Raw genomic sequence first — 24,660 nt, forward strand, 5'->3', positions numbered from 1 at the left:
TTGCGTATATCTCAGCAGAAGTATTAGCATCCAGTTTCATCGGAGGTCAACACCCCGCAATTTCGGGGCCGCACGTGGGAGGACAGGCGTGGAAGAGTCGGCGCAGAGCGGGTTCGGGACCGACGCGGTGTGTGTGGGCGAGACGATGGCGCTCCTGGTGCCCGATCCCCCGCAACCGCCCGAGGAGGCCGCCGCCTTCCGGATGCTGGCCGGCGGCGCGGAGTCCAACGTCGCCGTGCACCTGGCCAGGTCAGGGCGCCGCGTGGTCTGGCACAGCGCCCTGGGCGACGACGGGCTGGGCGAGCAGATCCGCCGCACGCTCACCTCCGAGGACGTCGAGTGCCGCGCCCGTGTCGACCACGAACGCCCCACCGGCCTCTACCTGAAGGAGCTCGGCCCGGACGGCACCCGCGTGCGCTACTACCGGCAGGGTTCGGCCGCCACGGCGCTCGGCCCGGAGGACGCCGACGAGATCCTGGGCCGCGTGCCCGCCCTGATCCACACCACGGGCATCACCGCAGCGCTCTCCGATTCCACACACGCCCTGGTCACGCGCCTGCTCACCGCCGAGCTCCCCGGAACGCTCCGCAGCTTCGACGTGAACCACCGGCCCGCCCTGCACGGCCCGCACCACGCCGAGCCCCTGCTCGAAGCGGCACGCAGCGCCGACATCGTGTTCTGCGGGCTCGACGAGGCCGAGGCGCTGTGGGGATCGCGCAACACCGAGGAGGTCCACGCCCTGATGCCCGAACCCCGGCTCCTGATCGTCAAACAGGGGGCCGACGGGGCCACCGCGTTCTCGCAGGGCCGTACCTGGAACCGGCCCGCACCCGAGGTCGAGGTGGTCGAACCCGTCGGGGCCGGTGACGCCTTCGCCGCAGGTGCACTGCATAAACTTCTTGCCGGCGCCCCCGTGGACGAGTGCCTCGACGAAGGCACCCGCCTGGCCGGCCAGGCCCTGAGGGTGCACGACGACATCCCCCCGCGTGCTCTCGCGGCCGGTGGCTCCGCCACCGCGCCTCGGGCCCGCGGCGCCGGGTGAGGGGCGCACGACCGAACGGACCGACCCAGAAGGAGACCCCCGTTGTCGAGCAGCGTCCAGCGTGCCCTGCACATCCTCGTGGAGCTGTCCTCCGGCCCCCTGACCATCAGCGAGCTCGGACGGCGCCTCGACGTGCACCGCACCACGTCGCTGCGACTGCTGCGCACGCTCGAGGAGGAGCGTTTCGTCCGCCGCACGGAGGACGGCCGCTACCGGATCGGTCCCCTCATGGCCGCGCTGTCCCACGAGGCGCTGGAGGGCTTCGACCTGCGCACCGCGGCGTACGAGCACGTGCGGGCCCTGGGTTCGGCGACCGGCCACACCGTGCACCTGGCCGCGCTCGACGGTGACAGCATCGTCTACCTCGACAAGGTCGAGTCCCGCCAGAGCATCCGGATGTACTCCTACGTCGGCGCCCGGGCCCCGCTGCACGCGACCGGGGTGGGCAAGGCGATCCTGGCGCACCTGGACCCGCAGGAGCGCGAGACCCTGCTCGGCACTCCCCCGTACCGGGGTTACGCCCCCAACACCCGGACCGACCCCGACGACCTGGCCGCGGACCTCGCCCGGATCGCCGAGCAGGGGTGGGCGCTGGACGACTTCGAGCACGAGGAGTTCATCCACTGCGTCGCGGCACCCATCAAGGGCGTCACCGGCAAGGTCGACGCGGCCGTCTCCGTGTCGGCCCCCGAGGTCACCCTGGACCGCCAGGGCCTGCTCGGGCTGGTCGGCGAACTCACCTCCACGGCGGAAGCCATCAGCGAAGAACTCGGTTGGAGCCGAACATGAACGTCCCACCCACGACCGACACCACGGCCCCGCAGGGAACGGAGGGCTGGGCGGACTTCTTCGCGTCCGGCTTCTCCGGCCCGCCCGTCATGCTGATCCTGCGCGGGGTCTCCCCCGAGGACGCCGTGGCCACGGCGCGCACGGCGTGGGCCTCCGGGGTCGGCCTCGTCGAGGTGACCGTGGAGAGCGAGAACGGGCTGCGCGCCCTGGAGGCGGTCGTGCGGGCCGCCGGCGGCGAGCACACGGTCGGGGCCGGGACCGTGACCACCCCCGAGCGGTTGGCGGCGGCGGTCGCGGCCGGCGCGGGGTTCGGGGTCGCCCCCGGCCTGGACCCCGACACCGTGCACGCGGCCGGGCGCGCGGGCGTGCCGTTCCTGCCGGGCGTGGCCACCCCGACCGAGGTGGGCCAGGCGGTGCGGCTGGGGGTGCGCACGGTCAAGGCGTTCCCCGCGTCGTCGCTCGGTGCCCCGTGGATCTCGGCGCTGGCCGGGCCGTTCCCGGAGGTGCGGGTGGTGGCCACCGGGGGTGTGCGGCCGGACAACGCCGCGGAGTTCCTGCGGGCCGGCGCGCTCGGGTTGGGGGTCGGTCAGTCGGCCACCGTCGGAGGCGCGCTGGAGTCCCTCGTCGGGGCATCGGCCGACGGGTGATCGAGGCACGTTCGGGGTCATCCAGGGCCTGCTTGGCGGACGCCTTCCGTCGCGAGCGGCGTATCCAGTGGTGCTCTCGCAAGGCCGAAGAAGGAGTGCCCCTACTGTGCATGCCTCGCAAGCTCGGCAGTTTCGCCCAGCGGGGGCCCGGGCGGGGTCCTGTCGACTGATGAGAACAAAGCGAGAGTGCCGCTGGGGCGACGCGCAGCAGGTATCGGTGTTCGCCAATCAGGCCCTAGGGTCAGGGCATGAAGTTCCTCGTACGCGAACGCGTCTTCGACATCGGCGACGACTTCTGGGTGACCGACGAGAACGACCGCAGGGTCTTCTGGGTCGACGGCAAGGCCCTGAGGGTCCGCACCACCTTCGAGCTCCGGACCCCCGAGGGGGAGGTGCTCACCCGGATCCGCAAGAAGCTGTTCAAGGTCCGCGACCAGATGACGGTCGAGCGCGACGGCGACAAGGTCGCCACCGTGCGCACGCGGCTGTTCAACCCCGTGCGCGACAAGCTCAACGTGGAGATCGGTGACGGCCACGACTGGGAGGTCACCGGCGACTTCCTGGGCAAGGAGTACGTCATCAGCGACCGCGAGGGGACCGTGGCGCACGTGTCGCGCAAGTGGTTCCGCATGCGCGACACCTACGCGGTGGACGTGAACACGCACCGGCGCGACATCGGCGGCGACCCGGCGCTGGTGATCAGCGTGGCGGTGGCCGTGGACGCCCTCACCGGTGATGACGGCGACTGAGCCGCCCACCTTCTTCCGGTCCCCCGTCCCCCGGCCCTGACCCGGCCCCCGGGCTCTCGGAACCACGCCCCCGGCCTGTGTGCCGGGGGCGTTCGTGTGTCCGGAGTTCTCGTGTCAGTCGGGTTGCGCGGCCCGGACCTCGTCGCGCGCGGCCCGGCGGCTGACCAGGACGCCCGCGACGGCGGCGGTGAAGAACATGAGCACCCCGTAGACGGCCGAGGGCACGGCGATCTGGGTGTTGCCGAGCAGCGCCGGGCTCAGGGCGATGGCCAGGGACAGCGTGGTGTTGTGCAGGCCGATCTCCATGCAGGACGCGATGGCCTCGGGGCGGCCGGTCCCGATGATCCGCGGGACCCAGTACCCCAGGGCCAGGCTGACCACGTTGAAGATCAGCACCATGGCACCGACCGCGACGATGTAGTCGCCGATGTTGTCGAGCTCCTGCAGGATCGCGGCGATGATGACGCCGAGGAGCACGAGCACGGACGCGATCTTCACCGGCTGTTCCATGCGCCGCGCGAAGGCCTCGGCGCGGGCGCGCACGGTCATGCCGACGGCGACGGGGACGAGGATGACCGCGAAGACCTGCAGGACCTTGTCGAACTGCAGGCCCAGGGTGGTGCCGTCGCCCATGAAGTAGCCGATGGCGAGGTTGGTGATGATCGGGAGGGTGATCATCGCCGTCAGCGAGTTGAGCGCGGTGAGGGAGATGTTGAGCGCGACGTTGCCGCGGAAGAGGTAGCTGTACAGGCTCGCGGTGGTCCCGCCGGGCGAGGCGGCCAGGAGCATCATGCCCACGGCCAGTTCGGGCGCCGGTTCGAAGAGCAGCACCATCCCGAAGCAGAACAGCGGGAGAAGGACGATCTGGCAGCCCAGGATCAGGGCGACGGTTCCGGGCAGGCGCAGCAGGCGGGTGAAGTCGGCGACGGTCAGGCTCAGTCCCAGGCCGAGCATGATGATGCCGAGCGCCACGGGCAGGGCGATCGTGGCGATGGTGGAGTCCACGGTGGTCCTCGAGGGATCGGGCCGCCGTTCGGCCTCGGCAGGCGCTGGAGGGGACCGGCCAGGGCTCGCGCCACCCCGTGACCTGGGTCACTTCGACGTACTGGTCGGTATGTTCGCACGCCGGCCCGGGAGAGACAAGACCTGCTGCAGGCGGCCCGGGCGCTCAGGCAGCGGGCCAGCCGCTCCCGGTGAGGTCGAACGCCAGGTGGAACCAGACCTTGCGGATGCTGGGATGGCCGTTGTCGCCCCACGTGGTGGCGAAGCTGTCGACGAGGGCGAGCCCGCGGCCGTGCTCGGTGGTCAGGTGTTCACCCTCGAGCGGGGCGGGGCTCAGGGGGACGCCCTCCTCGGCCTCGCCGTCCTCGGCGCGCACCGGACAGCCGTTGTCGCGGCAGACCAGGGTCAGACCGTTGCCGCTGCGGGTCACACGCAGCACGAAGGTCTGCCCCTCCTCCCCTGAGCGGCTGTGGCGGATGGCGTTGGTGGCGAGCTCGGTGCCCAGGAGGGAGAAGACGTAGCGGAACTCGGAGTCCCGGCCGGCGGCGCAGGTGTCGAGGAAGGCGCGGGCCAGGGGAACACTGGAGGAGGCTCCGGCGAACTCCCAGTGGCGTTTGGTGAACGGTACCGGCGTGCGGCCGTTGAAGTAGTGCCGGTACTCGTCGGGTACCCGCGACAGGACGGTGTCCTCGGCCTGCGTGAGGGTGGGCACTGGGACGAGCGTGGGCATGGACGACTCCTTAGGCGGGGCGACTCGTGTGACCAGAGCCTCGGGGACGGCGCCCGGGGCACGTCCCCGCGGGGGCGGCTGCGGGAGTAACCGGCCGCGGGGGAGGGCGGCGCGGGTCGGCTACGACCATACGCCAAGATCTGCCCGTGGGACAGGGGATGCGCATGTGGCGCGTTCCCCGTTCCCCCCGGGAACCCGAGCTTCGCAAGGCCCCGTTCGGATCACCCGTGGGCCTCCAGGGCGGCAGCGGCGGCGGCCTCGGCCTCGGCACGCTCCGCGGGGATCCACCCCACGCGGCAGCGACGGTCCAGCAGGTCCCCGACGTCCATCGCCCCCTCGTGGCGCACCCCGAAGCGCAGCTCGGCCCCGGTGACACCGCGCACGACCGGTTTCAGGAGCGAGGGGTCCTCCGCGGCCTCGGCCGCCACCGCGGGGGCCTCGGCCCCGTAGCGGGCCACGAACGGACCGGCGGCCCCGTCCAGGACGTCGCATCCGGCCGTGCCCTCCCCCGCCGCCAGGGCGGCGAGCTCCTCCACGGGGGCGGCACCCACCAACGGCAGCTCCCGGGTCCGGCACGGCCCCGCGGGCAACCGGTGCGCGGCGACGGCGGCGTCCACGGCCTCCTCCGCCATGGCCCGGTAGGTGGTCAACTTGCCGCCGACGACGGTGACGGCCCCGTTGGGCCCCACGGCGACCGAGTGCTCGCGCGACAGGTCCGAGCTCTCCCCCTCCCCGTGCAGCAACGGCCGCAGTCCGGCGAAGGTCCCAAGCACGTCGTCACGCGTGAGATGCGTACTCAGAACCCGGTTGAACTGGGACAACAGCGTGTCCACGTCCTCCTCCGGCGCGTGCGGCACCCGCGGCACGGGGCCCTCGACCGGTTCGTCGGTGAGCCCGGCCAGTACCCGCCCGTCCGGCTGCGGGAGCGCGAAGACGAAGCGCGACAGGCTCCCGGGGACCGGCGCGGTGAGTGCGGCGCGCGGCCGGCCGAGCGACGCCCCGTCCAGCACCAGGTGGGTACCGCGGCTGGGGCTGAGCCGCACCCCGGGGTCGAGGGCGTCGGCGTGCACACCCGTGGCGTTGACGACCGCACGCGGGCGGACCGGGATCAGCCGTCCGGTGACCCCGTCACGCAGGGTCACCCCGTCGCGGGTGACGTTCTCCGCGGAACACCGGGTGATGACCCGCGCCCCCTCCCGCGCCGCGGTGCGCGCCAGTGTCACGACGAGGCGCGCGTCGTCCACGAGCTGCCCGTCGAAGGAGAGCACGCCGCCGACCAGCCCGCGCGGGTCCACGGTCGGCAACAGGCGCAGGGTCTGGCGGGCGTCGAGGGTCCGCGGGCGCGGGAGCACGTCGCCGGGTGTCCCGGCCGCGCGGCGCAGCAGGTCGCCCAGGCCCATGCCGCCTCGGGAGAGGAGCGCCCGCCCCAGGCCGGTGTGCCGGTGCACGGGCATCACCATCGGCAACGGACGCACGAGGTGGGGAGCGGTCACCCGCATGAGCACGTCGCGTTCGCGCGCGCTCTCGTAGGCGATGCCGATCTGACCCTTGGCGAGGTAGCGCAGCCCTCCGTGCACGAGCTTGGAGCTCCAGCGGCTGGTCCCGAACGCGAGGTCGTCGCGTTCGACGAGCACGGTGGTGAGCCCGCGCGCGGCGGCGTCGAGCGCGGCCCCGGTCCCGGTGACGCCGCCGCCCACGACGAGCACGTCGATCTCGGGGTCGGATTCCAGGTGTGCGAGGTCCTCGGCCCGGCGTGCGGCGTTGAGGGAGGAGGCGGGGACGGTCGTGTTCATGCGGTGGTCCTTCCGGGGCCGTGCTCGCCTTCGGCCGGCGCGAGGTAACCGTCCAGCAGGGTCATGAGTTCGTCGACGAGCGCGTCCTCGTCCAGGAGGTCCTCGAAGAGGCGCCGCGCGGTCACCGTGTTCTGCACCGTCACCAGCACCATCCGGGCCAGCACGGCCGGGTCCCCGCCCCGCACGGAACCGTCGTCCTGCCCTTCGGCGACGGCGGGCACGATGACCTCGAGCGCCGCCCGGTGGCTGGTCCCGAGGCGGTGGAAGGTGTAGGTCGCCAGCAGTTCCGGTTCGCTGTCGACCACCCGGGTGAACAGCGGGTGGGTGGCCAGGGCGCGGGCGACCCCGCCGGCGTGGCGCACGAGCCGAGTGCGGGCCCGTTCCTCCGGACGGTCGTCGGCGGCGCGTTCCTCTTCCTCCAGCAGGAGCGTGCGCAGTTCCCGGGTGAGCAGGTCGGCCACGAGCGCGGTCACGTCGGGCCACCGCCGGTAGACGGTGGGGCGGCTGACCCCGGCGCGGCGGGCCACGTCGGTGAGGGTCGTGCGGCGCACCCCGAAGGCCTCCACGCAGGTCCGGGCCGCGTCGAGGATGCCGTCCTCTACATTACGTTTTGACGCCATGTGTAAAACTGTAGGGCATGGCCCACGACGAGACCACACCCTCCGCCCCCGAGATGAGCTGGTTCGCCTGGGGTGACCCCGAGCGCGCCAAGACCCTCGACCCCGGACTCCGCGACCTCATCGCCCAGGTCCTGGACGCCGACGTGCACGAGATGCCGCCGGTGGACGAGGCCGACGTCGACCTCCCGCCCTCACGCCTGACCGATCACCTGCGCCAGGCCCTCGCCGGCGTCGCCGGCCCCGAGCACGTGGTCACCGACGACACCGTGCGCCTGCGCCGGTCCGGGGGCAAGAGCACACCCGACCTGCTGCGGCGCCGTTCCGGGCAGGCCGACCCCGCCCCGGACGCGGTGATCCGTCCCGCCGACCACGACCAGGTGCAACGCCTGCTGGAACTGTGTTCCGCGGAAGGCGTCGCGGTCGTGCCCTTCGGCGGCGGCACGAGCGTCGTCGGCGGCGTCGATCCCCTCCGCGGTCCCTTCGACACGGTCGTCGCCCTCGACCTGCGGCGCCTGGACGCCCTCGTCTCCTTCGACCGCACGTCCCTGACCGCGGTCCTGGGCGCGGGCGTGCGCGCTCCCCACGCCGAGGAGCTCCTGGGCGAGCACGGCTGCACCCTCGGCCACCTGCCCCAGAGCTTCGAGTACGCCACCATCGGCGGGTTCGCCGCCACCCGCTCGGCCGGCCAGGCCTCCGCCGGGTACGGGCGGTTCGAGGACATGGTCGTCTCCCTGCGTGTGGCGACCCCGCGCGGAACCCTGGAACTGGGCGGCGCACCCGCCTCCGCCGCGGGCCCCGACCTCAAGCGCCTCCTGCTCGGCTCGGAAGGCACCCTGGGCGTCATCACCGAGGTCGGGCTGCGCGTGCGCCCGGTGCCCGAAACGGTGCTCGACGAAGCGTGGACCTTCCCCGACTTCGCGACCGGGACCGAGGCTCTGCGTGTGCTCGCCCAGTCCGACACCCGCCCGACCATGGCCCGCGTGCTGGACGAGTCCGAGACCTTCGTCGGCGCGGCGATGGGCGGGCGCGAGGCCGCCCCGGGATGTCAGGCGGTCCTCGGGTTCGAGGGCACCGCGGCGGAGGTCGAGGCCCGCGCCGCCCTCGTGCGCGAGCTCATGACCGCGGCGGGCGGGACCCGGCTGGGCCCGGAACCCGTCGCGCACTGGCGGGAGAACCGCTTCTCCTCGCCCTACCTGCGCGACACCCTGCTCGGCGCGGGCATCCTCGCCGAGACCCTGGAGACCGCGACCACCTGGACCGGGCTGCTGCCGCTGTACGAGGCGGTGAGCGAGGCGCTCAAGGGCGCACTCGTCGGTGAGGAGGGCGGCGCGGTCGTCATGTGCCACGTCTCGCACACCTACCCGACCGGGGCGTCGCTGTACTTCACGGTCGCCACCGCCGCGAGCGCCGACCCGCTCGCGCGCTGGGACCGGGCCAAGCGGGCGGCCTCGGACGCGATCGCCGACGCCGGGGGCACCATCTCCCACCACCACGCGGTCGGGGCGGACCACCGGCCGTGGATGGTGTCGGAGATCGGGCCGCTGGGTGCGGAGATCCTGCGTTCGGTGAAGGCGTCGCTGGACCCGGAGGGCGTGCTCAACCCGGGCAAGCTCGTTCCGGAGCGTTCGTAGGGGGCTGACGACGGAAGGGGCGCCGCGGACCGTGGGTGGGCCGCGGCGCCCCTTCGGTGTTCCCGGGGCTCGGGGGTCAGACGAATTCGGCCTCGGACCGGAGTTGGCGTGCGAGGCCCTCGCCGAAGGAGGCGAGGAACTCCAGGATCTCCTCCTCGTCGTCCCGGTCCTCGAGCTCGTAGGAGTAGGCGCCCCAGACGTTCTGGCTGAGGAAATTCCCCATGCCCAGGGTGCTCCCGTCATCGGAGTACGTGGAGGAGAACTGCTGGAGGCTGATGTAGCCGCCGTCACCTGCACCGGTCGCTTCCCAGTCCAGGAGGTCGAAGCTCCCCTCGTCGTCCCGGCGGGGGTCCTCGAAGTCCTCGATCGCGTCGTCCAGGTCGTGCTGGAGGTTCCGCATCCCGCGCTCGTCCTCGTGGTCGTGGAGGAGGAGCGACACCGACATCAGGAGTGAGCTGTCGCGCCGACCGCTGTCCCCAGATTCGGTGATCTCGCAGTTCAGGACACCTTCGAGCTCCGCGATGTAATCGTCGTCCACCCCCTCGGTCTCAAAATCACCGTCGACGTCCGGACGGTCGGCGCCGGGGATCTCGTCGGCGAGGTCCCCGATCAGCTGCCGGCACGTGGGCAGGTCGGCGTAGGCACGGCCGCCGGAGACGTTGACCGCGACGATGATGCCGGCGATCAGCAGGATGGTGGCCGCGATCGAGGACGCCACGATCAGCGCACGTGTTCCGGGACGGCGCGGCGGGCGCGGCCCACCCGGGCCCGGAGGCGGCGGGAACCCGGGCGGGCCTCCGTGGGGGCCGTGCGGGCCGCCGGGTACTCCGGGGTGACCGGGGTGACCGCCGGCCGGGCCGCCGTGGGGCCCGCCGGGCATCCCCGCACGGCCCTGGTTCGGCGGGTCCGTCCACACCGGGCCCTGATGCGGGTGCTGCGGGGGCTGGGCCGGGCCCGGAGCACCCGGCGCAGGGGCACCCGGGCCGGGCGTCCCGGGGCTCCCGGGTGTTCCGGGGAAGGGCTGGTCGCCGGGGTTCCCGGGGAAGGAACCGCCGTCAGGGGGATGTCCGGTCATCGTTGTCGCGGCCACCCGCTCCCGAGCGGCCGCACCTCCTCACAGGGGCATTCACGAGGGTCGTACAGGTCGTACACAGGGGTCGTTCAGGCAGCGGGCCCGCGGGGCCGCAGGGTGCGTCAGACGGACTCGGCCTCGGAGCGGAGCTGCCGTTCCAGGTCCCCGCCGAAGGAGCGCACGAAGTCCATCGCCTCCTCCTCGTCCTCGCGCTCCTCGAGCTCGTAGGAGTAGGAGACGGACGCGTTGCCGGTCAGGAACAGGCCGTACGCGGTCCGGTGGTTCTCGTCGGAACCGGAACCGCCCACGTACTCCTGCACAGCGAGGATCCCGCCGTCCCCGATCGTGGTCTCCTCCCACTCCAGCATCCGGTAGTCGTCGTACTCGTCCTCCACGGACCCGTCCTCGTAGGACTCGAACTCGTCCGCCATCTCGTGGTGGAGGTCGGACAGGCCGCGCTCGTCCTCGTGGTCGTAGAGGAACGCGTTCACGTGGACGACGTACGGGACGTCATCGCGGTCGGGGTCCTCGACGTTGCACTCGACACCGCTCCGGGCTTCACCGTCGTAGTGGCCGTACGCGTCGTCCTCGTCGACACGGTGCCCGTCCACGGTCGGACGGTCCATGCCCGGGATGTCGTCGGCCAGGTCCCCGAGGAGCTGCCGGCAGGTGGGCAGTTCGGCGTAGGACCGGCTGCCGGAGACGTTCACGGCCACGATGATCCCGGCGATCAGCAGGACCACCGCCGCGATCGAGGACGCCACGACCAGCGCGCGGGTCCCGGCACGGCGCGGCGGGCGCGGTCCACCCGGGCCCGGAGGCGGCGGGAACCCGGGCGGGCCGCCGGGCGGACCACCGTGGGGACCGCCGGGTGCACCGGGGTACGGGCCGGGGTGACCCCCCGCGGGACCACCGTGGGGCCCGCCGGGCATCCCCGCGTGGCCCTGGTGCGGGGGTCCGGGCTGTTGCCACCCCGGGCCGGGACCACCGGGACCTCCGGGGCCTGGCGGCGGGTAGCCACCGGGACCGGGCGGCGGGTAGGAACCGCCGGGGTTGCCGGCGCCTCCGGGGTGGCCCGGACGGCCTGGTGTCCCGGGAAAGGGCTGGTCACCGGGGTTGCCGGGGAAGGAACCGTCGGAAGGGGGATGTCCGGTCATCGTTGTCGCGGCCGACCACCCGCCGGGACGGCCGCACCTCCTCACAAGAATCCATGTGTTCGTTCGCCTGCGGACACCGACCCCGGAGGAGGCCGATCCCTGCTCCCGCCGGCCCGGCGCCGGCGGGGACCCCCGTTTTCGACGGGGGCACCGCCTCCAGACCCGCCGGGGCCCGTCACCACGTGGGACCACCGTTCCGGCGGCCCCGTTCGCAAGCGGTGGCCGACGACGGTGTGGGGCTGCACACCCGGACCGGTCACGCCGGGCCGGCTCCGGGCCGGGCTCCACCCCGGGCCGGTCGTTCGGCCGCCCCGGGCACACCCGAACGCGCCGACCCCGTGACCTGGCTACGGGCCGCGCCCTACGGCGCCTCGTTGACCGACCTGATCGCGCTGATCACGTCGCCGGCCAGGCTCTCGGCGTCCGACATCCCGTCCTCGGGCTCGAAGTCGGAGCTCTGCGGGAAGATCGCCGTCACCGCGAAGGACGCGTTCTGGTCCCGCACGTACGCGCCGGCGATGTCGGGCGCGTACTCGCCGTCGCTCGGCATGGCCAGGACCGCACCCTCCTCGCCCTGCGACGTGTGCTGCCAGATCATGTCACCGGAGGCGGCCGAGCCGAGGTCCGTGTCACCGGAGGGCCGGCCGAGTTCGCCCGGTTCCAGGTTGTCCTCCAACTCCTCGAGGCCCTCGGTGAGGTCGTCGGTCATCTCCCGGTGACCGCTCGAGTCCACCTCGTGGATCTCCGCCATGACATGCACGGCGTGCTCGGGGTTGTCGGACGAGCCGAAGGAGACCTCGCACTCCAGGAGGTGGGAGTCGTCGGTCCCGGAGTACTCCTCGTACTCGCCGTCGACGTAGACGCTCTCGCCGTCGCTGACACGATCGAACGTGCTCTCGGGGAGGATCGTGTGGCACTGGTCCTCGGCGAGGGTGCCGTACTCCCCCGACCCGGAGGACACCGCGAGGGCAACGAGCCCGCCGATGAGGATCACGGCACCGGCGATCGCACCGCCGATGATCAGACCCTTACGGCTGCCCGAACCGCCGGGCGGCTGCTGTCCGTAACCGGGCGGGGGCGGACCCTGCGGGGCACCGCCGTAGGGGTTGCCCGGCCCACCCGGACCACCCGGGCCACCGGGGGGAGGCGGGCCCTGCGGGGGCTGCTGGCCGAACCCGGGGCCGCCGTAACCGGGCGGCTGCTGCCCGTACCCGGGAGGCGGCTGCGGCGGCCCGCCCTGGGGCTGGCCGGGGTAGGGGCCGGGCTGCTGGGGGCCGTAGGGGCCCTGGTTCGGACCGTAGGGGCCCTGAGGGGGCGGAGCCGACATGGGTGGGGTACTCCCGTTACGTGTCTTGGAGGCGAATGGGGGCGGCACGGTGCCGGCCTGGCCGGCGCCGAGAGCTTCTCACGGCGGATCCCGCGGATCGGCCGCAACAGATGGGATGGCCGGGACCGGCCGATGGTTGTCACCGGGGCGGCACGGGGATCCGGACACCGGGCCGTACCCGCGCACCTGCGCACGCAGGAGGGGGTCCCGCGCACCGGACCGGACGGCCTGCCCCGCGAAGGGGGCCGCAGCGGATCGTATCGGAGCGCGTACCGCACGCTCCGCATCGCCCCGACAATGGATGCCGTGGCACGAGGAAAACTCCGCATCTACCTGGGATACGCACCCGGCGTCGGCACCACCTACAGCGCGCTGGCCGAGGCGCACCGCAGGGCCGCGCACGGCGCCGAGGTGCTGGTCGGCGCCGCGGTCACACACGGGCGGCGGCACACCGGCGCGCTCCTGGAGGGCCTGCGCACGATGCCGCTGCACGAGTCCGGATCCATGGACGTGATCGCGGTGATCGCGCGCGTCCCGGACCTGGTCGTCGTGGACGAGCTGCACCGCGTCAACCCTCCCGGTTCGCGCAACCCCACCCGGTGGCAGGACGTCGAGGACATCCGCGCCGCCGGGATCGACGTGATCACCACCGTCGGCATCGAGCACCTGGAGTCCCTCAACGACGTCGTCGAGGAGATCACCGGCTCGTGCCCGACCCAGACCGTTCCCGACCAGGTGGTGCGCGGCGCCACCGAGGTCGAGCTGGTCGACGCCTCCCCGCAGGAGCTGCGGCGGCGCATCGCCCAGGGCGACCTGCACCCGCCCGAACGCCTCAACGCGGCCCTGTCCGACTACTACCGGGAGGGCAACCTCGGGGCGCTGCGCGAGCTGGCGCTGCTGTGGACCGCCGACCGGGTCGAGGAGGGCCTGGCCCGGTACCGCGGCGAGCACGAGATCAGCGTGACGTGGGAGGCCCGGGAACGGGTCGTGGTGGCGCTGACCGGCGGGCCGGAGGGCGAGACGCTGATCCGGCGCGCGGCCCGGGTGGCGGCGCGGTCGCGGGGCGGCGGGCCCCACCCCAGTCACCTGCTCGCTGTGCACGTGGTTCCGCCCAACGCGCTGGCGGGGCCGCCCACCGACGACCTGCTGCGGCAGCGGCGCCTGCTCGCCGAGCTCGGCGGGACCTACCACCAGGTGGTCGGGGGCGACGTTCCGAACGCGCTGCTCGAGTTCGCGCGCGGGGTGCACGCCACGCAGATCGTCCTGGGTTCCTCACGCCGTCCGACCTGGCAGTACGTACTGGGCCCCGGTGTGGGCGCGATGGTGGCGCGCGATTCCGGCGACATCGACGTGCACATCGTCACCCACGAGGAGGTCGGCAGCGGGCGCTGGCCCCTGCCCCCGCCCGGACGCGGTCTGGGCGAGCACCGCCGGGTGACGGGATGGGCCCTGGCCCTGGTCGCTCCGACGCTGGTGGCGCTGGGCCTCACCCTGCCGGCCTTCGACGACATCGGTCCGGCCTCCGACGCGTTGCTGCTGTTGTTCATCACCGTGGCCACCGCAGCGATCGGGGGCCTGCGCCCGGCTCTGGCGTCGGCGGTGTGGAGCGCGGTGCTGTTGACCGTGCTGCTGTCGCCCCTGCACGGGCGTCCGTCGGTGTCGGTCGACAACCTGTTGGCGTTGGCGGCGTTCACCCTGGTGGGCACGTTGGTGGCGATCGTGGTGGAGATCGCGGCGCGCCGGTCGGCCCAGGCGGCGCGGGGGCGTGCTGAGGCCGACGCGGTCTCCCTGCTGGCCGGGAGTGTGCTGGCCGGTAACGAACCCCTGCCGGCGCTCTTGCGGCGCATCACCGAGACGTTCGGTCAGCGTTCGGCGGCGCTGCTGGAGCGTGTGGACGAGGGCGGTTGGCGTGTGGTCAACAGTGTCGGGGCCCCGGTGTGCGAGTCCGAGGAGGACGCCGACGTCCTGGTCACCTTCAACGACAAACTGAGCCTGGCGCTCAAGGGGCGGATGCTTCCGGCCGCGGACCGGGGTGTGCTGTGGGCCTTCGCCGCGCACATCGCCATCGCCCTGGAGCACCAGCGGTTGGAGTGGGACGCGGCCGAGGCGCGCGGGCAAGCGGCCGGGAACCGGATCCGCACGGCGTTGCTGGCCGCGGTCTCGCACGACCTGCGCACCCCGCTGACCTCCATCAAGGCGAGCCTGTCGAGTCTGCGCGCCACCGACATCGAGCTCGCGCCGCAGGACCGCGACGACCTGTTGGAGACCGCGGAGGAGTCCACCGACCGGCTCAACCAGCTCATCGACAACCTTCTGGACATGAGCCGGGTGCAGACCGACAGCGTGCGTCCGAATCTGAGGGCGGTGGGGCTGGAGGAGGTCGTGCCCGCCGCGCTCCTGGGGCTGTCGCGGCGAGCGGTGCGCGTGGACGTGCCCGACGACCTGCCGCGGGTGAACGCCGACGCGGGGCTGCTGGAACGTGCGGTGGCCAACGTGGTGGGCAACGCGGTGCGGCACAACCCGGATCCGTCGATCCCGGTGCTGGTCAACGCCAGCGCGCACGGGGACGAGGTGCAGCTGCGTGTGGTCGACCGCGGTCCCGGTGTGTCCGACGAGGGGAAACAGCGTATGTTCGAGGCCTTCCAACGCCTCGGGGACGCCCCGCAGGGCACGGGCGTCGGGCTGGGGTTGGCGGTCGCGCGCGGGTTCGTCGAGACCATGCAGGGCGGTCTGACCCCGGAGGACACCCCGGGCGGCGGGCTGACCATGGTGTTCACCCTGCGTGCGGTGGACGGGGAGGACGACGAAGGGGGTAACGGTGCGGGTCCTGGTCGTTGACGACGACGTGCAGATCATCCGGGCGATGCGGATCAACCTGCGGGCACGCGGCCACGAGGTCGACACGGCCGAGGGAGGGGCGGGTGCGCTGCGTCTGGCGACCGAGAACCGTCCGGACCTGGTGCTGTTGGACCTGGGGCTGCCGGACATGGAGGGGCTGGAGGTGATCCGCCGGCTGCGCGGGTGGACCCAGGTCCCGATCATCGTGCTCTCGGCGCGCCACTCGGCCGGTGAGAAGGTGCGCTGCCTGGACTCGGGCGCGGACGACTACGTCACGAAACCGTTCGGGATGGACGAGCTGCTCGCGCGCATGCGGGCGGCTGAGCGGCGGTCGGCGTCGGAGGAGGCCGCGCCGGAGGTGGCCACGGCGGCGTTCACGGTGGACCTGAGCGCCAAGCGGGTGCTGCGCGACGGCGAGGAGGTTCGTGTCACACCGACCGAGTGGCACATCCTCGAGCTCCTGGCCCAGCACCCGGGTCATCTGGTGAGTCAGCGGCGGCTGCTGCAGGAGGTGTGGGGCCCGGCGTACCAGAGCGAGACCAACTACCTGCGGGTGTACATGGCGCAGTTGCGGCGGAAGTTGGAGCCCGACCCGGCGCACCCGCGGTTCCTCATCACCGAGGCGGGGCGCGGGTACCGGCTCGAGACCGACGGCTGACCGGGCAAGCGCGGATACCGGGTTCCCCGGGGGTCGGGCCCCGGAGCGGTCGGGCACGTGGGGCAGGATGGAGAGCGTGTCCGATGCGCTTGACCACCCGCTCAGCCGGGCCCGTGAACACCGTCACTGGCTGACCACCTCCGACGGGGTCGGCATCGACGCCGCCCTCCTGCGCGGCGCCGAGCCCCGCACGACGGCGGTGGTGATCGCCAACGGTTTCACCGGTACCCGGCGCAGCCCGCACACGCGAGCGATCGCCGAGGCCCTGTACTCGGCCGGCGACGTGATGACCTTCGACTTCCGCGGCCACCACGGTTCGGAGGGGCGCAGCACCGTCGGGAACGCGGAGATCCACGACCTGGAGGCGGTGCTGGAGCAGCTCCGCGAGCTGGGGTACACACGCGTGGCCACGGTCGGGTTCTCGATGGGCGCGGCGGTCGCGATCCGGCACGCGGCGATCTTCGGCGGGGCGGACGCGGTCGTGGCGGTCAGCGGCCCGAGCCGGTGGTACTACCGGGGCACCCGCCAGATGCGCCTGCTGCACGTGGGGATCGGACGGCGCGCGGGGCGGTTCTTCCTGCGGACGTTCCGCAAGGTGCGCGTGGTCGACCGCAAGTGGAGCGTGCGGCCGGCGGAGCCCCGCGAGATCGCCGGGGAGGTCGCACCCGCGCCACTGCTGGTGGTGCACGGCGACTCCGACGGATTCTTCCCCACCACACACGCCACCGCGATCCACGGTGCGGCGCGCGAGCCCAAGGACCTGTGGATCGAGCCGGGCATGGGCCACGCCGAGCGCGCGGTGACGCCCGACCTGGCCGGGCGCCTGCGGGACTGGCTCACCGAGCGCCTGCGCAAGGACGAGCCCGACGCCTGACCCGTCGAGCCGCCCCGGCGGGGCAGCACCCCGCACGCGAATACTCCGACGCACCCCCGCCCGAGGCGGGTGACCCCGCGCACCGAACCGACGCCTGGGCATCGTCCCGGCCCGAACTTCTACCGGAAGTGCAGCGCCCGGCAGAACCGGGCTCACGGACCCGAGGACGGCTCCCGCCTAGGCGGGCACCGGACCGAGCCCGGAACGGGCATCGCTCGGCCCGAAAGCCGCCCCCGCCGGGCGCAGCCCGGCCACCCCTTGCACACGGACCCGAGGACGAACGTCCACCGAAGGCGGAGACCGACAGGCCGACGCGGCGAGTGACCGGGTGCCAGGCGCAAACACCCGCCGAAGGCGGGTGACCCCACGCACCGGACCGGGGCCGGCCCTGACGGGCCCGGGCGCGGATCCCACCTGGCAAGCCTCCGGAACCCCCGGCCCGAACGCCGCTCCGGTCCGGCGAAGCCGGGCGCACGAATCCGAGGACGAACGTCCACCGAAGACGGAGACCGACGGGCCGGCACGCCAAGCGACCAGGCACCTGCGCAAGGACGACCCAGACACCTGACCCCTCGGGCCGCCCCGACGGGGCAGCATCCCGCACGCGAATGCTCCGACGCACCCCCGCCCGAGAGGCAGGTGGCCCCCGCACGGGCCCGACGCCCGAGTCGAGCCCGGCACAGGGATCGCCCTGGCGACCTGGCCCCAGACCTCCGGGCCGAATGCCGCTCCGGTCCGGCGATACCTGGTGTACGGATGCGTTGACGAACACCCGCCGTGAGCGGGTGGCCCCGCAGTGCCGGGCCTCGGCCCGAGGACGGCCCGAGCGCGCGGATCCCACGTCGTGTGTGCCCGGGACCCTCGCGTGGACAGGCCTGTGGGGCTCGGCTACAAAGGGGGGATGACCCGACCTCGACCTTCTTCGCCCGGACCCAGCACGCCCGCGTCCGAGAGCGACCTCCCCGGTCTGCGCGGGCGGGGGTTCGCCCTGCTCATCGCCGCCACGGCCATCGGACTGTGCGGGTTCGCCGCCGTCCTTCCGCTGGTGCCGCTGTGGGCCACCCGGGGCGGGGTCGGCGAGTTCGGGGCGGGCACCACCACCGCGGTCTTCATGCTCACCACGGTCCTGACCCAGCTCGGCATGCCCTGGCTCCTGGACCGCGGCGCCTACCGCTGGGCGTTCCCCGTCGGATCGCTGATCCTGGGCCTGCCCACACCCCTGTTCGCCGCCACCACCGACCTGGGTCCGCTCATCGCGGTCTCGGCAGTGCGCGGCATCGGGTTCGGCATGGTGACGGTCGCCGGCACCGCGCTGGCCGCCCGCCTCGTCCCGCGCGCTCAGGTCGGACGCGCGACCGGCCTCTACGGGCTCGCGGTCGGCCTGCCCCAGGTGGTGATCCTGCCCGGGGGTGTGGCCGTGGCGCTCGCGGTCGGGTTCGGCCCCGTCTTCTGGGCGACCGGGGCGACGGGTGTGGTCGCGGCGGTCCTGGCGTCGGGCATCTGGTTCGCCGACGGCGGGCGCAACCGCCCGGCCCTGCGCTCGGCCCCCACGACCGGGACCCCCGCCTCGAACGCCGGCGACCCGCGCGGCCTCGCCCTCTGGATGGCGCTGGCCTCTCCCCTGCTCATGATGTTGATCGTCGCGATCGGCGCGAGCACCATCGTGACCTTCCTGGCGATCCCCTTCGAGCGCGCCGCCTGGCTGGTGGGCGCGGCGCTGGCCCTGTACGCACTGTCCGTGGTCATCGGCCGCTGGACCGCCGGGGCCCTGTACGACCGGCACGGACGCACCGTGCTGCTCATGCCCGCGATGGTCTCCGGCTCGCTCGGCATGGGTCTGGTCACCGCCGCCATGTGGACCGACGCCGGAACCGGACAGCCAGGGGTGTCCACGGTCGCGCTGATCCTGGGCGGGTCCGCTCTGTTCGGGCTCGGCTTCGGGTCGGTGCAGAACGACACCGTGACGATCATGCTCGACCGCGCCGGCGCCTCCGGTCAGGGCCGGGCCAGCGCGGTGTGGAACATCGGCTACGACGCCGGGACCGGGGCGGGCGCCATGGGTCTGGGCCTGCTCATCCAGCTGCTCGGTTACGGGCCCGCGTTCGCCGTCACCGCCGTCGCGCTGCTGGCGCTGGTGCCCCTGACCCTGCGGACCGGGGTGCGCCGCCCCGAGAGCGCCGTGCACCGCTGACCGCCCCCGGACCACCTCACGTGCAACGGTCCCCGTGCCCCTCCGAGGGACACGGGGACCGCAAGACACGGTCCGGCTCGAACCCGGATCAGGTCAGCGACGACACGTGCACGTGGTCGAAGTGGTTCTGCGTCAGGTCGCCCCGGTCCTCCATGCCGCGCCACGAACGGCTGCCGGTGTGCCAGATCTGCTGCTCCCAGATGATGTAGTCGATGCCCAGCCGGTCGGCGTTGTCGATCGCGTACTGGGCGATCGCGTCGCCCAGCTGCCGGTTCTCCTCCGAGGGCATCTGACCGTTGGCGCTCATCATGAAGTCGCAGGCGCGCCCCTCGCCGTGGTCGTCGGAGCTGGGCCGGTAGCACCCGGTCGGGTAGGGCTGCTCGAACTCGCCGATGATGTCGTCGCGGATCGCCGCCATCGTCGGGGTCACCTGGTCGAAGCCGGGCCCGCGCGCCGACTCCGGAACGGTGCCGTCGCCGTTGCCGGGGCTCTCGGCCTCCTCGCGGGCCTCTTCCTCGGCCCGCAGTTCGGCGATGCGCTCCTCGACGTCGTCCTTCTGGTCCTCGAGGTCGTCGACGAGTTCGGCGGCGTCCTCGAGTTCGTCGTTGAGCTTCTCGGCGACCTCTTCGGCCTCGTCGCGGGTCTCGACGAGCTCGGCGATCTGCTCGGCCTGTGACTCACCCAGGTAGCTGGCGTTGGCGGCGTCGGAGGACATCTGGTCGGGGTCGCTGGAGAAGATCACCTGCAGTGCCGGGTCGACACCGCCGTCGGTGTACCGGGCGTGGGCGATCTCCGAGACGGAGCCGCGGGAGGCCTCGAGGCGTTCCTCGACCTCTTCGAGGTCGGCCTCGGCGGCCTCGACGCGGTCCTTGATCTCGTTGAACTGCAGGAGTTCGCCGTTGTAGGACTCCTCCAACTCGTCGGCGCGCTCTGTCAGCTCGTCGATGTCGACGTCGTCGGGGTCGGCGTGCGCGACGCCGGAGACCGGCCCGACCAGGAAGGCGGCACTGACGGCGGTGACGGTGAGGAGACCCCGCTTGGTGCGCAGGGCGAAGCTTCGAGGAGAGGATGTCATGTCGGCTCCGGGGATGGACTGAACGCATCCGCTCCGCGGCCGAGGAGGGTGAGGAGAGGGGTGAGGCGCGGAGTCGGGAGGTGCTCAGGAGACCATACGAGATCTTGGCGTTACATGCCCAGTGCGTGGAACACCGGGCTTGCGGACTGCGCGGGTATGTGTCCAGAACATACCGGGTCCCGATGACCGGGTGCGCCCGCCGCCCCCGCCCGCGGCGACGGCGGACGGAAGGGCGTCAGGCGCCGCCGAACGCGCTCGGCAGGGCGTTCCCGGGCTGTGCCTGGGGTTCCTGGCCGCCGGTGAGGAACCAGTCGGAGCGGCGGATGTCACGCAGCGCCCGCTTGCGGTCCTCCTTCGACAGCCGGTCGATGTAGAGCATGCCGTCGAGGTGGTCGGTCTCGTGCTGCAGGCACTGCGCCATGAGGCCGGTGCCCTCGACGGTGATCGGCTCGTTGCGCAGGTCGACGCCGGTCACGACCGCCCTCTGCGCGCGCTCGGTGTGGTACCAGAGCTGCGGGATCGACAGGCAGCCCTCGTCGCAGTCCTGCAGTTCGTCGGAGAGCTCCGCGATCTGCGGGTTGATGACGTAACCCGTGCGGCCCTCGACGTCGTAGCTGAAGACCCGCAGCCCCACGCCGATCTGGGTGGCTGCCACACCGGCGCGCCCCGGGGCGTCGACGGTGTCGAGGAGGTCGCGGACCAGTTTCTCGGTGTGCCCGTCGAAGGAGGTGACGGGGGCGGTCGGGCTGGTGAGGACGGGGTCGCCGAAACGGACGATGGGGCGCATGCTCATGTGAACAGGTTAAGCGGCGCTGCCGGCGGGCGGTCCGGACGCGGGAGGGTTCCGGATCAGCCCGCGAGCTTGGGGCGCAGCGACTCGTCCAGGACCATCTCGATGTAGTCCAGCGCGGCCCGGCGGCGGGCCAGGGCGCTCTCGTACAGCGACGGGGCCTGGGAGTCGCGCCGCACGCGCAGGCACTCGTTGACGATGTTCTGCCACTTCTGCTCGAACGCGTGCAGGGCGTAGGCGCCTGCGCCCGACTTCGAGGTGATCTCGCCGGTCTTGAGCGTGAAGTGCAGGCGGCTGACGCTCAGCACGCTCCAGGACGGGGCGAGGGAACCCAGCACGGCGAGGCCGCGCGGCGTGACCAGGCGGCCGGCCTTCTCGCGCCAGCGCCGCCACTGCTCGTCGAGCGAACCCAGCGACCAGGCGCGCAGGCTCTCCGGCTCGTCCCACACGTCGAGTTCGAGCGGGTGCGGGCCGCGCACGGTGACCCCGCGTTCGGCCAGGACGTGCCAGGTGACGGGGTTGACGTCCTGCTGGGCGCGCGCACGGAACCGTCCCCCGACCACCGAGGCGACCGGGCCGCACGCGGCGGGGTCGCGGGTGAGGTCGTTCCAGGTCACGTGGACGCCGTTGAACTGGGGGCGGGGCACGTCGCTGCGCGTGCGCACGTGGGCGCGGCGCAGGCGGTCGGCCTCGTCGACGTCGGGGCGGCGGTCGGTGACCACCACGAAGTCGACGTCGCTGGTGTGGGGGCGGAAGTCGCCGAGCGCGACCGAACCGGTCAGGTACAGGCCTCGCACGAGGCCGGGGGCCTCCTGATCGGCGTGGGAGAGGAAGGTCCGGGCCAACGTCTGCACCCGAGGGTGGACGGCCATGCTCACTCCAGTCTGAAGGGTTCGGCTTGCGTGGGGTCCGGCGCGGAGCGGGGAGAGGAGGGACGACCGTGGCGCTGCGCCGGACAGGGCGTTTTGTGGCTCACGGTGCCAACGGTGCCTGTGTGTCCACCGGTGGCGCGGTGTCCGTTCGTCACCAAGTTTGGGTGTGCTCGGGTGAGTTGGCAAGTGATCACGCCGCACTCACACCCTGTCTCCCCACGTCAAGTGGTGTGCGTCTGCAGCCGAGAAGGGGAGCGCACACCCTTGACACCGGCCGTTCGGATGTGCGATGCGCTCCGGGGGGGGCGGTGGACAACTGCAGCCACCGGCGTCCCACGGGGAACACATTCGGCGCGCACCCGAACGCCGAACGCTACCCGGGCGGCACCACTCTCCGTGCCGGTGGGAGGCCTTCGGCACGTGCACACGCACCATGCGAATGCATGGGAATTCGTTGGCCCCTCCATTTCTCTGGAGAGGTCGGAACCGCGAGAACATCCTGACCCCACTCTGCTTACCGTTCTACCGGCGGGTAATGAGTTCCCGGACTCATTCTGTGGACTTTCGCCACGGTCCGCGTAGGATTGACCCAGGATCGGGGCAGGTCATCCCCTTCCCGCCGAAGACCCGAGGCATGTGGACCATCACCGCGGACACGGGGCTCCCCCCGCATTTCGACGATCGTTATGGTTCGCCGGGCCTTCCACAGGCGATAACAACACCAGCCATTCTCCGCTTTTTTCCTCCCCGTAACACGGGGGCACCCGGATGAAACCGGGTCCCTTTACGCTCGGTACGCAGGCGGCAGAGAAAGCAGAGAGAACGCAGCGATCCCAAGGAGCCGTGCATGGTCCCCACGATGGTCCTCGTAGCCGACGACTCCCGCGACGCCCAACGCCGGGAGGCCCTGTGCGGCCTCGCCGACGCGGTCGCCGACCGGGGTGAGGCCCCAGTGGCACCCGCCTTCGGCAGCCCGGACGAGGTCGCCGCCGCCGTCCGCGGGGTCCGGGGCCCCAAGGTCGTCGTCCCGGCGTTCGTCGCGGGCGGAGACGTCGCCAGCGCCCAGATGATGTCCCGCATCGGGCTCCCGGAACTGCGTGACTCCTGCCAGACCGAACCCCTGGGTGCGGTGCCCTCGATCGTCGCCGACCTGGCCACACGCCTGGGCGATGAGGGGTGGAGCGGGCAGGACGGTGTGGTGCTGGCCGCGGACGGCGCCACAGGGACCGACGAACGCACCGTGGTCACCGACGTCGCGCGGATGCTCAGTCGGCGGCTCGGTTCCCCCGTGCAGGTCGGTTACCTCCGCACCTGGGCGCCCTCGGTCTTCGACGCCGTGGACCGCCTGCGCCGCGACGGGCACGACAAGGTCGCCGTCGCCGCGTGGCGCCTGGTCGACGGGCCCGACTTCGACCTGCTGCGTTCGTTGGACGTCACCGCGATCACCTCTCCCCTGTGGCCGTCCGACCTGATCGTGGACACACTGCTGGCCCAGCACCGCGCTGCCAAGGGCCGCCTCACCTGAACCGGTCCCGCCCCGGGTGGGTGCGGGGCGGGTCCACAACCCCCGGGGGACACCGTTATCCGGGCTCCGGTGGTGGGTATGGCCGTGACCGGCGGGAACGCCCCGCATCCGTACAACGGCACCGCCCCACGAACGGGCACGCCGGTCGCGGCCCCTCCGCGACCTGCCGCGGGGCTCACGCGCCCGCGCCCCCGCAGAACGGGTCCCGCACGGCGGCGTGAGCGAACCTGAGGTGGATCTATGAGTGACGTCACGCAGTTGGTCGACGACAATCAGCGCGGTCGGCTGGAACGCCGATTCGGGCAGCACGTCGGTGACTGGCTGGCCGAACTCCCCTCCACCCTCGACGCTCTGGCCGCGGAGTGGGACCTGACCCTGCAGGGCCCGGCGCCGGGCGGGCGCACCTCCGTCGTCGTCTACGCGACCCTCGCCGACGGGCGTGAGGGTGCGCTGAAGCTCTCCCCCGACCACGGGTTGGCCCGGGCCGAGGCCGGGATGCTGCGCATGTGGTCCGGTTCCGGGCGCGTACCCGCCGTGTGGGGCCTGGACGCGGGACGCGGCGCGATCCTGATGGAGCGTATCGAGGGGGACTCCCTCGCCGCAGGGCGCGTGCTGCCGCCGATGTCGACGATCGGCACACTGATCCGGGAGCTGCACGCCGTGGACGGCGACCCCGAAGAGCTCGCCGAGCTGCGCCCGCTCATGGCGCGGGTGCAGTTCATCTTCGACCTGTGGGGACGCGAACGCACCGAGGGAGCGGCCGCGGACGTCGTGTCGCCCGCGGTCATGCACCAGGGGTTCTGCCGGGCGCGCGAGCTCGCCCACGACGACGTCGACGTGGTGCCCCTGCACGGGGACCTGCACCCGGGCAACGTGATCGACGGCGGCGAGCGCGGGCTCGTGGCGCTGGACCCGCGTGCGTGCGCGGGCGACGGTGCCGTGGACGCGGTGGACTGGATCCTGTGGCAGGTCACCGACGCAGGTCAGGCGGAGCGGCGCGCACAGGAGCTGTCCAAGGCGATGGGCGTCGACGCCGACCGGATGCTGGACTGGGCGCGCGCGTTCGCGCCGTGCCTGGCCGTGGCCATGGTCAACCGCGGCCACGACGGGACGCCTGAGTTCGACGCCGTGATGACCCTCGCTCAGGGGTAGCGGATCGAAGGGGCCGGTAGGGGCCCGGAAGAGGCCCTGAAGGGGACCGAAGAGGCCCGGCTCGGCGCTCCGGTACGGCAGGCCTGCCGTACCGTGCGCGAACCCATGCGTGCCCCGTCCGCGCTA

Annotated in this window: 21 protein-coding genes; 11 read left to right on the top strand and 10 right to left on the bottom strand. The window is 72.7% G+C overall.

Annotated features, from left to right (window positions below; genetic code table 11):
* The first annotated feature begins 88 nt into the window (after nt 1–88).
* From IDM40_RS14815 to IDM40_RS14830, 4 genes are all read left to right on the top strand, one after another.
* Nucleotides 89–1,042, top strand: coding sequence for a sugar kinase (locus IDM40_RS14815; RefSeq protein WP_193122594.1), 954 nt, complete (start codon nt 89–91; stop codon nt 1,040–1,042).
* 42 nt (nt 1,043–1,084) lie between these two features.
* Nucleotides 1,085–1,831: an IclR family transcriptional regulator gene (locus IDM40_RS14820; RefSeq protein WP_193122595.1), complete on the top strand. Its 747-nt coding sequence runs from the start codon at nt 1,085–1,087 to the stop codon at nt 1,829–1,831.
* On the top strand, nt 1,828–2,478 hold the full coding sequence (locus IDM40_RS14825; RefSeq protein WP_193122596.1) for a bifunctional 4-hydroxy-2-oxoglutarate aldolase/2-dehydro-3-deoxy-phosphogluconate aldolase: 651 nt from the start codon (nt 1,828–1,830) through the stop codon (nt 2,476–2,478). The genes IDM40_RS14820 and IDM40_RS14825 overlap by 4 nt, the downstream gene beginning before the upstream one ends.
* A 248-nt stretch (nt 2,479–2,726) precedes the next feature.
* On the top strand, nt 2,727–3,227 hold the full coding sequence (locus tag IDM40_RS14830) for an LURP-one-related/scramblase family protein (RefSeq protein WP_193122597.1): 501 nt from the start codon (nt 2,727–2,729) through the stop codon (nt 3,225–3,227).
* A gap of 114 nt (nt 3,228–3,341) precedes the next feature.
* Here IDM40_RS14830 and IDM40_RS14835 read toward each other — a convergent pair whose 3' ends face one another.
* From IDM40_RS14835 to IDM40_RS14850, 4 genes are all read right to left on the bottom strand, one after another.
* Nucleotides 3,342–4,232 (bottom strand): bile acid:sodium symporter family protein, encoded by an 891-nt coding sequence (locus IDM40_RS14835; RefSeq protein ID WP_193122598.1) that lies wholly within the window; start codon nt 4,230–4,232, stop codon nt 3,342–3,344.
* 163 nt (nt 4,233–4,395) lie between these two features.
* The gene (locus tag IDM40_RS14840) at nt 4,396–4,959 is read right to left on the bottom strand and encodes an ATP-binding protein (protein WP_193122599.1); all 564 of its coding nucleotides are present in this window, start codon (nt 4,957–4,959) and stop codon (nt 4,396–4,398) included.
* Nucleotides 4,960–5,180: 221 nt separating this feature from the next.
* Nucleotides 5,181–6,752: a glycerol-3-phosphate dehydrogenase/oxidase gene (locus tag IDM40_RS14845; protein ID WP_193122600.1), complete on the bottom strand. Its 1,572-nt coding sequence runs from the start codon at nt 6,750–6,752 to the stop codon at nt 5,181–5,183.
* Entirely contained in the window at nt 6,749–7,372 is a 624-nt protein-coding gene (locus IDM40_RS14850) for a TetR/AcrR family transcriptional regulator (protein WP_193122601.1), read from the bottom strand. The genes IDM40_RS14845 and IDM40_RS14850 overlap by 4 nt, the downstream gene beginning before the upstream one ends.
* Before the next feature lie 17 nt (nt 7,373–7,389).
* Here IDM40_RS14850 and IDM40_RS14855 point away from each other — a divergent pair, with 17 nt between their 5' ends.
* The gene (locus tag IDM40_RS14855; protein WP_193122602.1) at nt 7,390–9,003 is read left to right on the top strand and encodes an FAD-binding oxidoreductase; all 1,614 of its coding nucleotides are present in this window, start codon (nt 7,390–7,392) and stop codon (nt 9,001–9,003) included.
* Nucleotides 9,004–9,079: 76 nt separating this feature from the next.
* Here the strand turns inward: IDM40_RS14855 and IDM40_RS14860 are convergent, their stop codons facing one another.
* The 3 genes from IDM40_RS14860 to IDM40_RS14870 form a co-directional block, all read right to left on the bottom strand.
* Nucleotides 9,080–9,721: a hypothetical protein gene (locus IDM40_RS14860; protein ID WP_193122603.1), complete on the bottom strand. Its 642-nt coding sequence runs from the start codon at nt 9,719–9,721 to the stop codon at nt 9,080–9,082.
* A 476-nt stretch (nt 9,722–10,197) separates the two neighbouring features.
* Nucleotides 10,198–10,839 (bottom strand): hypothetical protein, encoded by a 642-nt coding sequence (locus tag IDM40_RS14865; protein WP_193122604.1) that lies wholly within the window; start codon nt 10,837–10,839, stop codon nt 10,198–10,200.
* A 754-nt stretch (nt 10,840–11,593) separates the two neighbouring features.
* Complete coding sequence (locus IDM40_RS14870; protein WP_235997609.1) at nt 11,594–12,559, bottom strand: hypothetical protein; 966 nt, start codon at nt 12,557–12,559, stop codon at nt 11,594–11,596.
* A gap of 297 nt (nt 12,560–12,856) precedes the next feature.
* Between IDM40_RS14870 and IDM40_RS14875 the strand changes: the two genes are divergently transcribed.
* The 4 genes from IDM40_RS14875 (at nt 12,857) to IDM40_RS14890 (ending at nt 19,120) form a co-directional block, all read left to right on the top strand.
* Nucleotides 12,857–15,397: an ATP-binding protein gene (locus IDM40_RS14875; RefSeq protein ID WP_193122605.1), complete on the top strand. Its 2,541-nt coding sequence runs from the start codon at nt 12,857–12,859 to the stop codon at nt 15,395–15,397.
* Nucleotides 15,378–16,055, top strand: coding sequence for a response regulator (locus IDM40_RS14880; RefSeq protein ID WP_193122606.1), 678 nt, complete (start codon nt 15,378–15,380; stop codon nt 16,053–16,055). Before IDM40_RS14875 ends, IDM40_RS14880 begins: the two co-directional genes overlap by 20 nt.
* Nucleotides 16,056–16,131: 76 nt before the next feature.
* A complete protein-coding gene (locus IDM40_RS14885) occupies nt 16,132–16,929 on the top strand; it encodes an alpha/beta hydrolase (protein ID WP_193122607.1) in 798 nt (265 codons plus the stop codon).
* A 901-nt stretch (nt 16,930–17,830) separates the two neighbouring features.
* Entirely contained in the window at nt 17,831–19,120 is a 1,290-nt protein-coding gene (locus tag IDM40_RS14890; protein ID WP_193122608.1) for an MFS transporter, read from the top strand.
* Between the two features lie 88 nt (nt 19,121–19,208).
* Here IDM40_RS14890 and IDM40_RS14895 read toward each other — a convergent pair whose 3' ends face one another.
* From IDM40_RS14895 to IDM40_RS14905, 3 genes are all read right to left on the bottom strand, one after another.
* On the bottom strand, nt 19,209–20,195 hold the full coding sequence (locus tag IDM40_RS14895; protein ID WP_193122609.1) for a coiled-coil domain-containing protein: 987 nt from the start codon (nt 20,193–20,195) through the stop codon (nt 19,209–19,211).
* 235 nt (nt 20,196–20,430) lie between these two features.
* Nucleotides 20,431–20,988 carry a peptide deformylase gene (gene def, locus IDM40_RS14900; RefSeq protein ID WP_193122610.1) on the bottom strand — a complete coding sequence of 186 codons (558 nt, stop codon included), beginning with the start codon at nt 20,986–20,988 and terminating at the stop codon, nt 20,431–20,433.
* A 56-nt stretch (nt 20,989–21,044) separates the two neighbouring features.
* Nucleotides 21,045–21,857: a nucleotidyltransferase domain-containing protein gene (locus IDM40_RS14905; protein ID WP_193122611.1), complete on the bottom strand. Its 813-nt coding sequence runs from the start codon at nt 21,855–21,857 to the stop codon at nt 21,045–21,047.
* An 847-nt stretch (nt 21,858–22,704) separates the two neighbouring features.
* On the opposite strand from IDM40_RS14905, the gene IDM40_RS14910 reads away from it, so the two are divergent.
* On the top strand, nt 22,705–23,382 hold the full coding sequence (locus tag IDM40_RS14910; RefSeq protein WP_193122612.1) for a sirohydrochlorin chelatase: 678 nt from the start codon (nt 22,705–22,707) through the stop codon (nt 23,380–23,382).
* A gap of 240 nt (nt 23,383–23,622) precedes the next feature.
* Complete coding sequence (locus IDM40_RS14915) at nt 23,623–24,534, top strand: aminoglycoside phosphotransferase family protein (protein WP_193122613.1); 912 nt, start codon at nt 23,623–23,625, stop codon at nt 24,532–24,534.
* The last annotated feature ends 126 nt before the right edge of the window (nt 24,535–24,660 follow it).

This window comes from Nocardiopsis coralli, from assembly GCF_014892575.1.
GTDB lineage: Bacteria > Actinomycetota > Actinomycetes > Streptosporangiales > Streptosporangiaceae > Nocardiopsis > Nocardiopsis coralli.